Origin of the sequence: Atopobium minutum 10063974 (genome assembly GCF_000364325.1) — a bacterium.
In the GTDB taxonomy this organism is placed as follows: Bacteria; Actinomycetota; Coriobacteriia; order Coriobacteriales; family Atopobiaceae; genus Atopobium; species Atopobium minutum.
In genome coordinates, this window is record NZ_KB822533.1 from 1,224,188 (window position 1) to 1,239,389 (window position 15,202).

Sequence of the window (15,202 nt, forward strand, 5' to 3'; positions counted from 1 at the left end):
CCTTACTATGAAACTTTAACTTATAAACGTAAGTATTCTTACTTCCTTACGTAAGTATACCTACACCGGCCAACTTATTCACCATCAATTACAACAGATAAGCCTACCTTCTCTAAAATTGCTACAATTCCCGCAATTTGTTCAGCGCTTGGTGGCTGTACCTCATGCATGGTATAGGGACGTCCTACGTAACTGTACTTATTTTCTCCCAATTGATGAAACGGAAGTACGTCCGCACGAACAATTCCCAACTCACACAATTTTGCTGCATTGGCACGCACATTATCCAGCCCGTCTGTATAACCAGGTACAATGGGCATACGTGCCACCACAGACGCCCTTCTCGATAAAATCGTCCTAAGATTGGCATCTCTTACGTCAGGGTCAAGCCCCAAAAGGGTTTTACTCGTAGCACGATCCGCAATTTTGAAGTCAACCAAAAAGCTATCCACCACCGCTACCAGCGCTTGAGCATCCTGCAGGGGCAACGCAAGGGTAGTTTCCAAAGCCGTATGTAAGCCCTGTGCCTTTGCTGCAGCAAAAAACGATCGCACAAAGGGTTCGCGCGCAAGGGCTTCTCCACCAGAAAGCGTTACTCCACCGCCACTCTCTTCAAAAAAGATACGATCGCGCAGCACTTCTTCCAACAGATCATCCACGCTACGCTTAGTGCCCATGATAGTCTTGGCACGGGTGGGACATAGGGCAGGTGGAATAGCACACAAAGCACCATCAGGGCGCGGCGAGCAATGGATGCACAGGTTTTCTTTGAGGGATACTTCCGGCTCAAAGGAAAGATTTTCTGGATTACAGCACCAAGGACAGCTAAAAGGACATCCCTTCAGGAAGGCCACGGTGCGGATGCCGCCACCATCATGAAGGGAGTAGCGCTGTACATTGGTAATTATTGCTGACGTAGCCGCCTGCCTAGGGGCTGTAGCAGCGTGCCCGCAGGCTGTAACGTCTTGCCCACAGGATGTGACGTCGTGCCCACAGGATGGAGCAGTATGCCTAGAGGACATGCTCGGTCCTGCTAATGATGTCATCTTGAACAGCCTTTGACAGCTCAACAAACATGGCAGAATACCCCGCCACGCGCACAATCAAATCCTTGTGATTCTCTGGATGGATTTGAGCATCAAGCAGTGTTTTCTTATCGACCACATTAAACTGCACATGTTGAATTCCCAAACGAGAAAAAGCCTTGAGAAATGCCTCAAGCTTAGTCAGCCCACTCTCGCCCGCCAAGGCTGCTGGCGAGAATTTTACATTGAGCAAGCTACCGTTGGAATCCAAAACATTCTTGAGCTTGGACACGCTCTTGAGGCTTGCGGTAGGTCCGTTAGTATCACGACCTGCCATAGGACTCAGGCCACCATCTGCCAGCTGCTCATGTGCAAAACGACCATCGGGCGTGGCACCGCACTTCTCGCCAAGCGGAATATGAGCAGACACGGTATAGCTACCCGGCTGAAAATGGCCGCCACGAGGATTGGTGTACTTTTCCACCTCATGTCCATAGTGCTCCAAGAAATGACGACCCAGCATATCCACTTCATCAATATCATTGCCGTACTTGGGATAGGCGTTAATCAGGCGCTGACGCCATACCTCATCCCCCTCTCCTGCCCAGTTGCGCTCAAGCAGACCCACCAGCTCTTGCCAGCTCAGGAGCTTCTCTTCAAATACGGCGTACTTAATTGCAATGAGGGAATCGGCCAGGTTTGCGGTGCCTACGCCTTGCACGCCAGAGGGATTATACCGCGCTCCACCTGCGGTAATATCCTTGCCATTTGTCATGCAATCCGCTACCAGCGCACTGAGCAAGGGCGTGGGACTGGTTTTTTGATGAGCCACATCGCACGCATTGCAGCCTTCCGCCATAAGGGCAACATAGCTATCGATAACAGCGTCCACCGCATCGAGAAGCTCTTGGAAGCTGCGGTATCCCTCAGGACGGGCCCGCATGGCAATCTCCAGACAGCGCACCATATTGAACATAGAGATGTCATGCAAACCGTACATGCGACCCGGGATGGACAGCTCCACGCAGCCCACAACAGCGTAATCGCGGGCATCCTCAAGACTCACACCACGGTTAACAAATGCTGGAATGTTTACCTCATCGTTGAAGCACTGAGGAATACCATCACCCAAACGAATAACCTCTCCAGCCTTGTGATACAGCGACTCAGGTGTACCAGAAAACACGCGCAAAGACAGGTTGGGCTGAGGCAAGCGCGTGTCCTTCTGAATATCGAGCAAAAGCTCGGACAGCTCATTGGAAGCATCGTTGCCCGCTTCATCAACTCCACCTACCACCAGATTAAAGCCCGAGGGAAAGCCGGCAAATGATTTGGCGCTATCCGTAGATCGCACAAACACAATGGTATTAGTTTTGAGGTAGAAGCACTGTATGAGCTCACGAATATCCTGCTCACACACGCCCGCTGCACGTGTTGCCTGATAGTACGGCCATAAATACTGGTCCATACGACCCAAAGAAATGGAGCTTGCATTGGACTCATGCTCCAACACCAGTTCTGTCAACCACACCAGCTGCAGAGCATCCCGCAAATCACGCGCCGGATTGGTGGCAATATGCGCCAGCACCTCTGCCATATCCAGCAGCTCTTGCGCGCGCTTCTCGCCTGCCGTGGTCGCCATCGTGCGACATACCTGCTCATAGCGCTGTATGTACACAATTGTTGCATCCAAGCACACGGCTGCTGCCGCATAAAACTCGTTGCTCGGATCTTGTGCAGCACGCTGGTGGGCATCCGCAGCAAGAGCTGCAAACCCGCGCGACAGCACAGCGGGAATGTCGGCAATAATGTGCCCCTGGCCCTTATCGGTCTGGGCTACCGAGAAAATCTTGGTCTTTTGCGCATCTGCTGCCTGCTGAGACAGATGTGCCTGATACCAGTCATTGAGCGACTTGCCGCTCCAATAGCTGAGCAGCTCATCCTTAAACCTGCATTTGTCCTGCTCACTCATCTCAAACCTGTCTTGCGGACGAGTGGGAAAAGCATCCAGCTCATCCACAATCCAATACGGAGACATTTCTGGAGACAGCACACCGGCGCGGGGCGTGCGGGTACGATTACCAACAAGCAAGTCATACTCGTCAATCACAATTTCGTGCTGCTCAAGAATGTGACGCAAAGCAAGCGCGCGACTCATTACAACAGGCTGCCCTTTTGTCTGCTTCCAGCTTTGGGTGTATAACAGAGCACGCTCAAGATCAATTTGACGAGGTTGTGCGAACAAAGAATCCTTGATTGCTTGAGTCCGAGCACTGAGCATACGTATCTCCCAACACAGTTTTGAGTGCGAACCATCTGATGAGACCAGTTTATATTGCTATATATTGGTTTACAATTGTTTTTTATTGTTAGTTATTGTTTTATTTCAATACAATACCGATTTTTAACCGCTAATCGATAATCTTGCACATATTTGAATATCTTTGCAAATGTATTGTTTAGTATTGGTGTACTAAAAACAATCCAACTTTAGAGGAGAGTCTATGTTCCTCAAAGAACGACAAAACGCTATTGCCACCATGGTAAAAAATAACGGACGTGTAGCTGTGGCAGATCTTGCCAAACAATTCAATGTAACGGTTGACTGTATCCGCAAGGATTTACGCCAGCTGGAATCGCAAGGCATCCTTAAGCGAGTATACGGTGGCGCAATTAGCATTGCTGAGACCCCCGAACGTACGGTCTACAAGCGCTTAAATACCTATACTGCCGAGAAATACCTTGTGGCAACTAAAGCGTATGATCTTATCGCTGCTGGAGACAGTATCTTTTTGGATATCTCTACCACTAATTTAGAACTGGCTCGCTTGCTTGCTGCAGGTCAAAAGCGTTGTGTGGTTGTCTCTAACATGATGGACAGCCTGCAAATTATGGCAGAAAATCCAGCGCTTTCTGTTATGTGCCCTGGTGGTACGGTAAGCTTGGACCTTAATGGTTTTGTTGGCACGCTCACCATTGCTAACCTTGAGCACTTTACTTTTGACAAAGCTTTTATTGGTGCCATTGGCATCGACCTTCTCACCGGAGCTGTAAGCACCTTTGAGATGGACGATGGTATGGTTAAGCATGCTGTTTTAGAAAATACAAATCAGGCGTATTTGATGGCTGACTCCCATAAATTTGATTCTCGCGGTAATTACAACTTTGCCACCCTCAACGAGTTTAAAGGTCTTATTACTGATTCCCTATCTTCTAAGCAGAGAAAAGCGCTGGATAAGTTTACTGTTGGGCTCGTCTAGCACATCTAACTACATACCACGCTTATTGGCAGAGCTAGCTTAGCCAAGCTCTTTTTGAACCTTAGCTACAATTGCGTCAGAAGACTTGATTACCTGCCCGGCGGTCAGTCTAATCTTAGGAAGCTTCTCAAAACGCTCAGCACCCTTAATAGGCATATCAGTGGTAAGAACAACAGCGGTTGCCTGAGCAATATCTGCTTCAGATAGAGCATCTTCAATACCAATAGAGCCTTGCGTTTCTACACTGCACTTAACACCAGCCTTGGCGCAAGCCTTCTTTAAAGCCTCAGCAGCCATATAGGTATGTGCAACACCAGAGGGACAAGCAGTAACAGCAATGATTTTCATCGATACAATCTCCTTTATTAGATGTCGTTGCGACATATGATTAAGCGTATACAACAGGTGAACGGAGCCTTAGAACTCAATCTGAATATCCAGATCATCTTCTTCTATAGAGCTGACTTCTTCCTCTACGTAATCCTTCTTAAAGAAGAAAATAAGCGCTAGATACAAACCAATGCCTGCAGCTAAAGAAATCAGATACGTGGCGATTGAGGTAACAGGAAGAACTACCAGGCCACCCCATGCAGCATTGCAGTACGTACCCAAAGCACCTGCTACACCGCCGGCAAAGGCACAAGAAACTACATTGATAGGAATCATACGACCGGGATCGGTAGTGGTATAAGAAATTGCACCCTCGGTGATGCCACAAGCACCCATAACAATAGCGCCAATACCAGCATCACGCTCCTCTTGGGAGAACTTATTCTTAAAGATAAAGGAAGCAAGACCAACTGCAATGGGAGGTACACAAATTGCCAAAGCAATGGGGCCAAAGAATGCACAGTTGTTACCAGCCATAACCTCGGTACCCACCACAGCTGCACCTGTAGAATATGCAACCTTGTTTACCGGTCCACCCAGATCAAAACCAATCATAGCGCCGCAGATAATACCTACGATAATTGCACTTGCACCGCTCATTGAGGTGAGCCACTTGGTGAGCGTATCCAACAGCCAAGCACAGGGTGCACCAACAATACAAATCATGATGGTACCCACCACGAGAGAGGTGACAAGAGGAATGATCATAATGGACTTAAGGGAGAGCATGGACTTAGGTAGTTGCACTTTCTTAAGTTGCTCTGCAAGAAGACCGCAAAGAATACCAGAAATAATGCCACCAATAAAACCAGAACCAACAGTTACGGCAAGCTGACCGCAAATAAGACCAGGCGCAATACCAGGGCGATCTGCAAAAGAAGCAGCAATATAAGCGGACAGAACAGGAACCATAAGACCAAGACCTGTTCCGCCAATTTTGCTCAACACATCAATAACAATATTGCTTGCCTGCACAGAACCTGCGGTAGTTACCGAGTTAAGAGAGAGCATTGTTGCGATTGCAAACAGAATACCGCCGGTTACAACGACAGGAATCATGTGCGAAACGCCGTTCATAAGATGCTGCTGAAGTTTTTGTGCCGAAGAAGTAGACTTGCCCATTTTCATCTCCTTTTAAACTTGTTTACTATTTATTTATATTGTTTCTTATTGCTGTGTCCTCAATATATGGAGGTACCTTATTGTTGTCAACATGATTTCTGCTAAAAGGTGGTTAAAAAACTGCTAAGCAGCCGTACTTTAGCAACAACTTTAAGCTGGGCTGTGGTAGCGTATAAGTGCCCAAAGGTTCTATACACAACCATGGGAAACGTCATCCCTAGGAGAAAGGGTCTATATGTCAGAAGAGAAGAACATGCAGCTGGTTGTTGTGCGTCATGGTGAGAGTGAGTGGAATAAGCTCAATCTTTTCACCGGCTGGACCGACGTAGATCTTACCGATACTGGTCGAGCTGAGGCTGCTGCTGGCGGAAAGGCACTCAAGGAGGCAGGTTATGACTTTGACGTCTGCCATACCTCCCTTCTCAAGCGCGCTATCCACACGCTCAATATTATTCTTGACGAGATGGACCGCGCCTGGCTGCCCGTACACAAGACCTATAAACTCAATGAGCGTCATTACGGTGAACTTCAGGGTAAAAACAAGGCCGAAACTCTTGAGCAGTACGGCGAAGAGAAGTTCATGCAGTGGCGTCGTAGCTATGATATTCAACCCCCTGCACTAACCCCTGGTGATCCTAGGGATCCCCACGTACTTGAGCTCTTCCGTGATGTACCTGCCGATGAGCTTCCCTTTACTGAGTGCCTGAAGGACACCGTTGCCCGTGCATGGCCGTACTTTGAGCAGGAGATTAAGCCTGAGCTCGAAGCCGGTAAGCGTGTACTGATTGCCGCTCATGGCAACAGCCTTCGTGCTCTTGTTATGCAGCTTGAAGGTCTTAGTGAAGAAGAAATCATTAAGGTCAACATCCCTACCGGTGTGCCTCTGTCCTATACCTTTGACAAGGACTGGAACATTGTAGATAAGCACTACATCGGTGACGCCGCAACCATTGAGGCAAAGATTAACGCGGTAGCTAACCAGGGTAAGAAGTAAGTTGCTCGAGTAAAGCTAAGATGCACTCATAATCAAAAGCTTGTTGGCTTGCAAAACAGTCAACAAGCTTTTCTTCTTTGCTTACAACAGACCCATCACTATCCAATGCAATTCATATAAAGAAGAGTAACCATGGAAGAAAACGTAAACACACCAACAACTACGCCTACAGAAGAACCGCTATCGCCAATTAAAAAGTATGCCGCAACAGCAAAAAAGGCACTTATGGGATCAATAGTCGCGCTTCTTCTTTGCTCGTTCGGGTTAGCAATGGCTGGTAGCGCTGTAGAAAAAGCACAGCAAGACGTGGTTCAAGCAGAATCTATTTCGTATAAAGGCTATGACGATATGTCTTCCCAAAAAGCAGCGAACGCCGCTAATCTTAAAGTCTTTATGGACGGGCTAGCTAATTTGGCTATCATTTCTACAGGAATTAGTGCAATGGCCTAGATTGGCTCTTCTATGTTAGTAGCATACAAAGAATCATAGTCCAGCTTTTCAAATAAAGGTTCATTGAACGTCACCTATAAAGGGTGGCGTTTTTTGTTGCTCGTGTTGTTCGTAACACGCACAAACAAACCGCAAAGCACTAACTAACCACTTCTCCAGAGTTCTTTTTATGGAAAATTTTTCGCTACCAAATTCGCAACCAATTCGCTACCAAACAAAAAAGGCCAGACGAAAACACCGTCTGACCTGCTATTTTTGGTGGGCGATACAAGATTTGAACTTGTGGCCTCTTCCGTGTCAGGGAAGCGCTCTCCCCCTGAGCTAATCGCCCGAATGCACTACAAAATGTAGCGGAGGTAACTATACGACAATAACAGCTGTCGTGCAAGGTATATTTTGTAATCCTCCACCCATCTTACTTATCTCACAACACCGTGACGCGCTGCAAATTGTTTTATGGCCATCATATACGCTTTACGCTGCTCAGAAGTCCACGTACTAATAGCACCTGAAATAATAAGCGCTTGGGTATTGCCCGTAAACGCATCTATCACTTGGTTACGACGACCCTCTTTTAAAACCGAAGGGTCATTACACACCAGCACACCAGGATCTACACCAAATGCATGCCCGTTGAGGCTTTGACGAGCAGCAATGGTACGAAGAGCATGTTTGGTACTCTTGCGCTCTCGGGTGTTAAGGCGGCCAAACATGCGGCCATCCCAATCACTGCTGGTACCACAAGAAATCTCACAAAACTGTGCACGACCAATCGCACAACAAAGCTGCGCAGCACCCAACGAGATACTGCATTTCTCGCCAGCTGCTGCACGAATGATATCCAAAGCAGCGCAGGTAAGTTGAGCACGATTATGACCGGCATGATCGATAAGGGCGGCGGCATAGGTATAGTCAATCTTAAGATACTCAAACCCCCACTCATGCACTGCCGTATGTACTACTGTGCGGATATAAGCCTGGACTTCCTTATTACACACATCAAGTGCGTACAGACCACCATTGTTGGCACTCACTTTTTGGGGCTTACCCTCAATATCAGTGAGAAGCCAATCCGGATGTTCACGCACTACCACGGACTGCTTCTGGGCAACAAAGGGAGCCAACCATAAAGCTGGACGCAGGCCTGTGTCACGAATTGCTTGTGCAATTTCTGCCATGCCATGAGGGAAGCGTTCAGAATGAGGATTAAGCCAGTCTCCCACCGTGCAATAACCCTCTCCTATCTGAAATACCTTATCAATACCGGCGAAGTGTAACTTTGATTCCGCCAACAGATCGGTAAAAGCAGTAAGACTTTTGTGTACACCAGACTCGTTGACATCTGCCACACGAGCCTGTTCAGAAGCAGCGGTAGGATGCGTTATACCATCGTAGCTCGTAGTATATCCAATAGTAGGTCGGGCATCCAGCGAGTGGATTGCATAGCGACCAAGCCAATGGCGCGTAACGTTTTCCATCGTGCCAGAAAGGATGCACACCGCCAAAATATCATAGTCTACCTTGGGCTCTAAAGCTGCAGCGGAAGGCTCCTTCTCAAATGAAAGCAATTCTTTTGATGCACTCTGACGGATAAGCGTAAGACCGTCATGCTCGTCCAAAGAGCCAAACAGGGTAACGTTAGAACCACGCCGCATATACCCATAGGTGAAGCCATGTTGATGGCCAGCCTGGGAATCCTGTTTTACAAAGCGGTAATCACCAATAACGTCTGCCGCAGTAGCGTTGATAAGAGAACGGGGATAAAACGGTAGCGCTTTAGTCTTACCAGAGACAGATTGTTCATAGCAATCGGTATCCGATTGATAGCCATTAAAAAAGATGGTCTGAGCATCCTTTTGGGGTACCTTGAGCACCATCGTAAGTTGGTCAATAACTATCCATTTGGTTGGCACAACATGTATATGCCACTCGTCCTTCTCGGCCTGGACGTAAAAGCCAATCTCACGAGCATAGGCAACGGGTCTTGCCACGCGGTCGCTACCCAAAAAAAGCTCATAGCGAGCACGTTCTCCTGGAATATGATATGTAAGCTTTACTGATTGCAGCGGATTCATCTATGGCTCCTTTGCTTGCTTTACTTATTTTACGTGTTGCGGCTTTACGGGTGCAAGATGTGCTTTGTTGGTGCTAAGCTTTTTTATGTGACCGTTCAGTTTTTGTAAGTAGACGTCACATAATCCGTGTATGAGACGCATACATTCCATACACAGCACGGTATTGTCTTATTTTGCTTTGGAGGTAGCTGTGGACAGGATTGCAGATTCCCAAAACCTTATTTCGTTTATTCAAAACTCTCCCAGTATGTTTCATACTGCAGCAACTATTTGCAAGACGTTAGACCAAAATGGCTTTATCTATTTGCCTGAGGGTTCGGATTGGTCGGGTTGCATTACAGCAGGTAAAAACTATTACACTACACGCAACGGCTCCAGTGTTATTGCGTGTAAGGTAGGTGCCCACGCGCTAGATGGACTTGCCAGCAAGAGTGCCTCAGATAAGGCCAACCCATCAGATCAGTCTAATCAAACGGCACCGTTCCATTTTCAGATTGTTGCTTCCCACGCTGACTCCCCCAGCTTTAAACTCAAAGCACAGCCCACACTGCAGGGTCCGCACAGCTATGTACGCCTCAGCGTTGAAGGCTACGGCGGCATGATCAACTCAACTTGGCTGGATCGCCCTCTAGGATTAGCTGGTCGTGTGCTGGTACGCACCAAAAGCGGTATTCAAAGCCGCCTATACAATTCCAATGCAGACGTTGCACTGATTCCTCATGTTGCTATCCATCTTAACCGTGAGGCCAATAAGGGCTTTGAATACAATCATGCTGTGGATCTTTGCCCGCTCTTCTCGGCAGGAGAGCTAGAAGAAGCAGATGTCATGCGTATGGTTGCTCGCGGGCTAGAAGTGGATGCGGCCGATATTGTGGCCCATGACCTCTATCTGGTTAATCGTCAACGCGCTTGCGTATGGGGTGCAGCCAACGAGTTTGTATCCTCACCTAAACTGGATGACCTACAGTGCACCTTTGCCAGTCTTAAAGCATTCACTCAATCCAACAACGAGCATACCATTAGTGTGATGAGCTGTTTTGATAACGAGGAAGTGGGATCGTGTACCAAACAGGGCGCGCTCTCCACCCTGCTGCACGACAGCTTGCTGCGCCTATCTTTGAGTATGGGTGCGGATGAACAGGACTATTTACGTGCACTTTCCGCCAGCTTTATGGTGAGCTTTGATAATGCCCATGCCCTGCATCCCAATCATCCCGAACTCTACGATGCCACCAATCAGTGCTTCCTTAACAAGGGTCCCGTTATTAAAGAGTGCGCTAACCAAAGCTATACAACGGATGCCTTTAGTCGTGCCGTTTTTGTTGCGGTATGCGAGAAGGCCGGTGTACCTACACAGCTCTTTTCCAACCGCTCTGACAGAAGAGGCGGCTCTACCTTGGGTAACTTATCAAACATCCAGGTAAGCATCCATGCTGTAGACGTAGGCCTGCCGCAGCTTGCTATGCATTCCAGCTATGAAACGGCTGGTAGTGCCGATACAAGCTATGCTATTGCAGCATTGCAGGAGTTTTACAATACCAACGTCATTATCGACGGTGCCTCTACCATTGAGCTGCGCTGAGAGTCCAGCGCTTACCGCCCGTTATGCAAGTGCTTGGCTGGATCTTCCTGCCAAGCTTGCTTGCTTGTTTCTTTAATCAAATAGACGGGACGGTCTTTTACTTCCAGGTAAATTTTGGATAGGTAAAAGCCAATGATGCCCAAACCGAAGGTGATAAAACCGGTCGCCAGCAAAATCATTGCCATCAAAGAAGGCCAGCCAGAAACAGGATCGCCAAACAGCAGCGCACGAACCACAACAAAAATAAGGGCAAGAAGCGCCAATACGGACATCACAGCACCAATAGCCATAAGCATTTCCAGCGGCTTTACGGTATACGCAACAATACCGTCAAAAGCATAGCGAACCAAAGACCAAAACGACCAGTTAGTCTCCCCTGCCGCACGTTCTACATTAGAGTACTCAATCCAGGTAGTGGGATACCCTACCCAGCCAAACAAGCCCTTGGTAAAGCGGTTGTACTCACCGCAAGAAAGCACTGCCTCAACAAAGCGCTTAGACATAACAGAAAAGTCACGCGCACCATCGCGTAAATCTAAATCTGTCACATGAGACATGAGTCCGTAAAAACGGCGAGCAAACCAAGAACGAATAGGCGGTTCACCCTCGCGAGAAGTGCGACGCACCGCAATGCGGTCATACTCACCGCCAAGCGCTAAGTCGCACATCTGAGGCAATAAGCTGGGAGGATCTTGCAGATCAACATCTATAACCGCAATCAAATCGCCACATTGAACAGCCGCTTGCAAGCCCGCTAATAACGCTGCTTCTTTCCCAAAATTGCGTGAGAAGGATAGGTATGACACTTCTTCATGAGCTGCTGCCAGCTTGCGCAACTTTTCCAAAGTATGGTCCTGAGAGCCATCATCTACAAACACAAAGCGCAATGCCACCCCACGTTGAGCCAGTTCCTTTATCTCGATCGAATGCGCAGTGGCATAGAACAGCTCTACAGTTTGCTCCTCATTGTGGCAAGGAACAACAAGGGATAAACGAGTCATATATGATCTACGGCCTCTCCAAAATAGAAATGGTCCACATATTGGACTTATAAGGACGCCAAAACGTCTTTGATTCTACAACGGATGCACCTATCTTGCGGGCAAACTCTTGTGCTGCTTGATCATCTGAGCCATTGCCTATGTATATCATGCGTCCATGCTGCTCCTTAGCGTGGGCAGCTACATCATCTACCAGTTCAATGGAAGGCGTATAGGCTTCATACGCACGCATTTTGGTGGGAATGAGGATGGTGGACTCAGGTACATAGATAGACAGCGGCGCTGCGGCAACAATATTGCTGCCAATGTTGCCTTCTGAATATACCGGGAGCAAGGACCCACCATCTGTATGCACGACATCGCGATAGTAATCCACCACAGCCCAGTTGCGCCAGTCATAACTTGCTTTGCAAATCTGCAGCTGATTAGCACCACCTAAAATGGCATAACTGAGTATCGCAACACCTAACAATACCTTTTTAGTAAAAAGCCCTTTGCCTAATGGTGCCTTATCCCATGCTGCAGCTGCATCATTAGACACAGCAGTATCTTGAGTAGACCCTGCATGAGCACTAGAAGCGCCATCTTCTATAAGCTTTGCAAATAACACCGCTAGTGCCAAACAGGCAGCGCCTGCGATGCACGATAAATACCGTGCCTGCATGATGGACTGATGAATCGCAAGAGACAAACCTGCAGATAGCAAAATAGTGCCGTACAGCAACAATAAGGGCATGCTCAACGCACCAGAAAGGCTGACGATAGAGCAGCTCCGTTGCAGCTGGGTACTCAGCATATGATGGGTTTTCTTTGCCCTTACTAGGTCTTTAATGTATACAGCTAAGGCGATCACGATAAGAATCATCAAGACAAAAAACGCGATACGTGGAATAAGCACCTCAAGATCAAGGTTTTGACTTTTGATGATGCCATCAATTGCTACCGAACGTATGGGAAACTCTATAAATTCAAGGAGGGTTTGAGGAAAATAAAACTCTATCCAATACTCCTGAGAAACCCCTTTAACCTGCGACATCATAGCATGGATCCAAGGAGCGTAGGCAAGCAAGCACACTACTGCACCAAGCATGAAACTACGCAATGCCTTGCGGGCACCCTGCGATTTTATCGCCAGCTCATACTCAATGGTAATGAGCAACACAGCCATGCAGACAAAGGCACCAATAGCAGAATAGTAGTGCGTATAAGCAGATGCCAAAGCAAACCCAAAAGCAAACAGCCACCAAGAAGTAGGAATACCCTTAAAGCCCTCTTGAGTAAGCAGGCCTAAACAAATTCGCCGGGTATAGATGAGCACAAGCATAGTAAATACTGCAGCCCAAGAATACATGCGCACATCAACGGATTCTTGCATGCCCCAAGGGCTCATCAAGACAAAAAAGGTAAACAGGATGGCGGTGACGTTGTCATAATCCTTACGAATATGTGTCCAGCCCAACAAGCCTAACACCGCAGTTCCCACAAGCGAGAAAAGCCGCATAGCAAGAATGCTTTTACCAAAGATCAAATACACTACATGAAGCATGCAATAATACAAAACAGGATGTACGTCTGCTGCACCAATGCGCCAAATGTCCGGAAAGGATTTGGTAGCAAGCGCCACAGAATAGCTCTCATCAAACCAAATTTGACCATGAGCTACATCAAGTGCATTGATAGCTATGCCAACAACAAACACCGCTACAAAAAGCACTGCAGCACGATGTTGCTTTATCCAAGCAATAAGCTGTTTCATTACAACACCTCGGCGCCAAAGGGAGCAAGGGACAGACGCGCCATTTTAAAAAGCTGCATACCAAAAGGAATGCCAATGATGGTCAAACAGTACACCAGACCAATGAGTGTGTAATATGCGGCCATCAAAATCCCTGCACAGACGCACCAAACAATATTAGCAACGATACTTACACTAGAACCATTCCAAACAATCTGTGCACCAAAGGGCATAAGCGTGAGACGTGCCATCTTAAACGCTTGCAATCCCAGGGGGATACCAATAACGGTACAGCAAAAAAAGATACCGACCACAAGCCACGCGAGAGCCGTCGTAATACCACCTAAAATGATCCAAACAATATTACCCAGCAATTGACCAAAACTCACAGCATTTTCCTTATCTTTACTCGCTCGTTATACGCACGTTATCCATGCTTGCTCGCTACATGCACTCATTGGGTGCACGTACCTACAAGCCCTCACTCTTAATTAAATTTGACAATCTTGCCTGCAATACGATAGCCACCCATGGTGATCTTGGTGCCCAACTTGGTAGGCAGATTAGTGCTCACACCAACAACCCCCCAGCGACAACGACGATACAAGCGGTGGTCATATTCATTCAAATCATTCCACAGTTTTTCCAGCTCATCCATCGCATCTTCGTGGTCAGACAACTTGGAAAAGACAGAACAGATTGCCATCATAATGATGAAGTAATTAACCATATAGCTGCGCAGTTTTATGGATTCAATGTCTTTATACAGGTGATATGACTTCATCATAATGCGTGTTATGCGCACCTGCTGATCAATGCGGCCAGCCATGACGGTCTCATTAACCGACTGATCTTCTCGGCCAATAAAATAGCGGTAGAGATCCACATCCAAATAGTACAAACGCTTGCAGCGAGGCAACGGTACAAAAGCATAGATGTTATCAACGTAAAACGTATGAGGAGGCAACGGCGTACCACCATCCGCTCGCAAAATATCTGAGCGATAACACAGGGAATGCATGAGGAGGTTTTGCCACATGTGGAAATGACCCACCTCGTCCCAGGTAAACACCTTATTGGAAGGCAAGATACTACGATACGAAACATAGTTGCGCGTGTTGTCCGCAGTATGCTCGTATACATAATTAGTAATGACCAGATCAAGCTGCTTGTTGTCCGCCTCAGACTGGCGCAGGGTATCCAACAATGCAGCTAAGGCATCTGCATTCAGCCAGTCATCCGAGTCCACAACTTTATAAAATACGCCCTCTGCTGCTTGCAAACCAGCGAGCACGGCACTACCATGGCCGCCATTAGGCTGATGGATTGCCTTAATAAGCTCAGGATACTTCTGTTCCCACTCATCTGCCTTCTGAGCAGTGTTATCACGCGTAGAACCATCGTCCACAATGATGATCTGAATATCATCCGCATACTGAGCACCCTCTAAAATAGAAGTGATGCAGTGGTCCATATACTCAGCTGAATTAAAGCAAGGAATGCCAAAACTCAAAATCTTTTGTGCCATTGTCTCCCTTTACCGCCGGTTACAGAATGTGACTTTCTTC

At 47.5% G+C, this 15,202-nt stretch carries 13 protein-coding genes and 1 tRNA gene; 4 read left to right on the top strand and 10 right to left on the bottom strand.

Annotation, left to right across the window (positions count from 1 at the left end; translation table 11 throughout):
- Positions 1-74: 74 nt before the first annotated feature.
- Positions 75-1,022, bottom strand: coding sequence for a radical SAM protein (locus HMPREF1091_RS05705; RefSeq protein WP_002563857.1), 948 nt, complete (start codon positions 1,020-1,022; stop codon positions 75-77).
- Positions 1,012-3,306 (bottom strand): formate C-acetyltransferase/glycerol dehydratase family glycyl radical enzyme, encoded by a 2,295-nt coding sequence (locus HMPREF1091_RS05710; RefSeq protein WP_002563858.1) that lies wholly within the window; start codon positions 3,304-3,306, stop codon positions 1,012-1,014. Before HMPREF1091_RS05710 ends, HMPREF1091_RS05705 begins: the two co-directional genes overlap by 11 nt.
- Before the next feature lie 223 nt (positions 3,307-3,529).
- On the opposite strand from HMPREF1091_RS05710, the gene HMPREF1091_RS05715 reads away from it, so the two are divergent.
- Positions 3,530-4,285, top strand: a complete 756-nt coding sequence (locus tag HMPREF1091_RS05715) for a DeoR/GlpR family DNA-binding transcription regulator (protein ID WP_002563859.1) — start codon at positions 3,530-3,532, stop codon at positions 4,283-4,285.
- A gap of 39 nt (positions 4,286-4,324) precedes the next feature.
- Here the strand turns inward: HMPREF1091_RS05715 and HMPREF1091_RS05720 are convergent, their stop codons facing one another.
- The gene (locus HMPREF1091_RS05720) at positions 4,325-4,633 is read right to left on the bottom strand and encodes a PTS fructose transporter subunit IIB (protein ID WP_002563860.1); all 309 of its coding nucleotides are present in this window, start codon (positions 4,631-4,633) and stop codon (positions 4,325-4,327) included.
- 69 nt (positions 4,634-4,702) lie between these two features.
- Complete coding sequence (locus tag HMPREF1091_RS05725) at positions 4,703-5,797, bottom strand: PTS fructose transporter subunit IIC (protein WP_002563861.1); 1,095 nt, start codon at positions 5,795-5,797, stop codon at positions 4,703-4,705.
- 235 nt (positions 5,798-6,032) lie between these two features.
- Between HMPREF1091_RS05725 and gpmA the strand changes: the two genes are divergently transcribed.
- A complete protein-coding gene (gene gpmA / locus HMPREF1091_RS05730) occupies positions 6,033-6,791 on the top strand; it encodes a 2,3-diphosphoglycerate-dependent phosphoglycerate mutase (protein WP_002563862.1) in 759 nt (252 codons plus the stop codon).
- 132 nt (positions 6,792-6,923) lie between these two features.
- On the top strand, positions 6,924-7,241 hold the full coding sequence (locus HMPREF1091_RS05735; RefSeq protein ID WP_002563863.1) for a hypothetical protein: 318 nt from the start codon (positions 6,924-6,926) through the stop codon (positions 7,239-7,241).
- Positions 7,242-7,497: 256 nt separating this feature from the next.
- On the opposite strand, the gene HMPREF1091_RS05740 is transcribed toward HMPREF1091_RS05735, so the two are convergent.
- A tRNA-Val gene (locus tag HMPREF1091_RS05740) sits at positions 7,498-7,572 on the bottom strand.
- Positions 7,573-7,660: 88 nt separating this feature from the next.
- Complete coding sequence (locus HMPREF1091_RS05745; RefSeq protein WP_002563864.1) at positions 7,661-9,316, bottom strand: glycoside hydrolase family 36 protein; 1,656 nt, start codon at positions 9,314-9,316, stop codon at positions 7,661-7,663.
- A gap of 190 nt (positions 9,317-9,506) precedes the next feature.
- Between HMPREF1091_RS05745 and HMPREF1091_RS05750 the strand changes: the two genes are divergently transcribed.
- The gene (locus HMPREF1091_RS05750; RefSeq protein ID WP_002563865.1) at positions 9,507-10,898 is read left to right on the top strand and encodes a M18 family aminopeptidase; all 1,392 of its coding nucleotides are present in this window, start codon (positions 9,507-9,509) and stop codon (positions 10,896-10,898) included.
- Positions 10,899-10,909: 11 nt separating this feature from the next.
- Here HMPREF1091_RS05750 and HMPREF1091_RS05755 read toward each other — a convergent pair whose 3' ends face one another.
- The 4 genes from HMPREF1091_RS05755 to HMPREF1091_RS05770 form a co-directional block, all read right to left on the bottom strand.
- The gene (locus HMPREF1091_RS05755; protein WP_002563866.1) at positions 10,910-11,899 is read right to left on the bottom strand and encodes a glycosyltransferase family 2 protein; all 990 of its coding nucleotides are present in this window, start codon (positions 11,897-11,899) and stop codon (positions 10,910-10,912) included.
- A 7-nt stretch (positions 11,900-11,906) separates the two neighbouring features.
- Positions 11,907-13,655 carry a glycosyltransferase family 39 protein gene (locus HMPREF1091_RS05760; protein WP_002563867.1) on the bottom strand — a complete coding sequence of 583 codons (1,749 nt, stop codon included), beginning with the start codon at positions 13,653-13,655 and terminating at the stop codon, positions 11,907-11,909.
- The gene (locus HMPREF1091_RS05765) at positions 13,655-14,023 is read right to left on the bottom strand and encodes a YccF domain-containing protein (RefSeq protein ID WP_002563868.1); all 369 of its coding nucleotides are present in this window, start codon (positions 14,021-14,023) and stop codon (positions 13,655-13,657) included. Before HMPREF1091_RS05765 ends, HMPREF1091_RS05760 begins: the two co-directional genes overlap by 1 nt.
- 98 nt (positions 14,024-14,121) lie before the next feature.
- The gene (locus HMPREF1091_RS05770) at positions 14,122-15,162 is read right to left on the bottom strand and encodes a glycosyltransferase family 2 protein (protein WP_002563869.1); all 1,041 of its coding nucleotides are present in this window, start codon (positions 15,160-15,162) and stop codon (positions 14,122-14,124) included.
- Positions 15,163-15,202 lie beyond the last annotated feature (40 nt).

Coding starts and splice junctions, on each gene's coding strand:
- HMPREF1091_RS05705 (WP_002563857.1), bottom strand. CDS start 1,022: ATGTCCTCTAGGCATACTGCTCCATCCTGTGGGCACGACGTCACATCC.
- HMPREF1091_RS05710 (WP_002563858.1), bottom strand. CDS start 3,306: ATGCTCAGTGCTCGGACTCAAGCAATCAAGGATTCTTTGTTCGCACAA.
- HMPREF1091_RS05715 (WP_002563859.1), top strand. CDS start 3,530: ATGTTCCTCAAAGAACGACAAAACGCTATTGCCACCATGGTAAAAAAT.
- HMPREF1091_RS05720 (WP_002563860.1), bottom strand. CDS start 4,633: ATGAAAATCATTGCTGTTACTGCTTGTCCCTCTGGTGTTGCACATACC.
- HMPREF1091_RS05725 (WP_002563861.1), bottom strand. CDS start 5,797: ATGGGCAAGTCTACTTCTTCGGCACAAAAACTTCAGCAGCATCTTATG.
- gpmA (WP_002563862.1), top strand. CDS start 6,033: ATGTCAGAAGAGAAGAACATGCAGCTGGTTGTTGTGCGTCATGGTGAG.
- HMPREF1091_RS05735 (WP_002563863.1), top strand. CDS start 6,924: ATGGAAGAAAACGTAAACACACCAACAACTACGCCTACAGAAGAACCG.
- HMPREF1091_RS05745 (WP_002563864.1), bottom strand. CDS start 9,316: ATGAATCCGCTGCAATCAGTAAAGCTTACATATCATATTCCAGGAGAA.
- HMPREF1091_RS05755 (WP_002563866.1), bottom strand. CDS start 11,899: ATGACTCGTTTATCCCTTGTTGTTCCTTGCCACAATGAGGAGCAAACT.
- HMPREF1091_RS05760 (WP_002563867.1), bottom strand. CDS start 13,655: ATGAAACAGCTTATTGCTTGGATAAAGCAACATCGTGCTGCAGTGCTT.
- HMPREF1091_RS05770 (WP_002563869.1), bottom strand. CDS start 15,162: ATGGCACAAAAGATTTTGAGTTTTGGCATTCCTTGCTTTAATTCAGCT.